Origin of the sequence: Cognatilysobacter terrigena (assembly GCF_004361065.1) — a bacterium.
Classification (GTDB): Bacteria; Pseudomonadota; Gammaproteobacteria; order Xanthomonadales; family Xanthomonadaceae; genus Cognatilysobacter; species Cognatilysobacter terrigena.
Genome location: NZ_SELT01000078.1, coordinates 1 through 910, shown reverse-complemented (window position 1 = coordinate 910; position 910 = coordinate 1). Strand labels below are relative to the sequence as shown.

The window sequence follows — 910 nt, the reverse complement described above, 5'->3', positions numbered from 1 at the left end:
TGGGGCGCGCTTATCGTCCTGCTTGCGGTTCATGTGCTGCGTTGGCTCGAGCAGCTCTTGCACACGCCGTCGCTCGACCCCGGTGCACATCTGCTGCGTCTCACGGTAGCTGCTTGGCTTGCGCTTTTGGCGTACAAGCTGTGGCCTAACAATTCGTCCAAGCCGACGCCGCTTCGCGGCGCGGCTTAACTCAGGTGTTAGGGCGCACAGGAGGCAACTATGAAACCGTTGGTCTTCGCTCTTCTACTCGCTGCAAGCTTCGTCGCTAAGGCGGGCGAAGCCCCGCAATTGGGCTTTGCCGGTGCTACGGAGGTGGTGGCAGAGCCAGATGGAAAGTTCAATCTGAACGAGCGAGCCGTCTCGCCCAAGGTCCTGCGAGAGCAGCTGGTCGAACTCGACGCGCAGCTGCACGTCGGCCGGATCAACCTGCGTCCAGGTGGCGCCGAGATAACGGACCAGCAGGTCCTAGATCTGAAGCGCATCGCCCAATTGATTCACGCCGATCTGTTTGTCGAGCGGGCGGGAGCGCTGCAGGCGGTTAATGTTGGTCCTGACAGTGCGCCCTAACAATTCGTCCAAGCCGACGCCGCTTCGCGGCGCGTCTTAACTCAGGTGTTAGGCCGCTATGGCAACGATTGCAAAACTTGTGAGAATCGCCGGTTGGCTCATCATCGCGCTCGGTGTTGCGATTAGCCTGGTCGCACTTTGGGCTATCGGTTACTCGCTGCTCGTACCAGATGCGAGCGGCTCGCCGGACGCGAGGGGCATGCTCATGGGATCCGGCATCTTCAGCTTGCTCATCGGCGGTGTTCCCACTTTCGTGGTCGGTGTCGGTGTTCTTGCAGTCGGCCGCCACCTGCTGTCGCGCTATGGCGCGCCGCCTAACGATTCGTCCAAGCCGACGCCGCTT

At 61.2% G+C, this 910-nt stretch carries 3 protein-coding genes; all 3 read left to right on the top strand.

The genetic code is table 11. The features are described 5' to 3' along the window. The coding region (locus EVS83_RS15975) for a hypothetical protein (protein ID WP_208108784.1) at positions 1–189 on the top strand (189 nt) is incomplete at its 5' end. Between the two features lie 30 nt (positions 190–219). Next, positions 220–567, top strand: a complete 348-nt coding sequence (locus tag EVS83_RS15440; RefSeq protein WP_133502078.1) for a hypothetical protein — start codon at positions 220–222, stop codon at positions 565–567. A 58-nt stretch (positions 568–625) separates the two neighbouring features. Further along, positions 626–910 (top strand): hypothetical protein (locus tag EVS83_RS15435; RefSeq protein ID WP_133502076.1); only part of this gene is annotated, 285 nt, incomplete at its 3' end.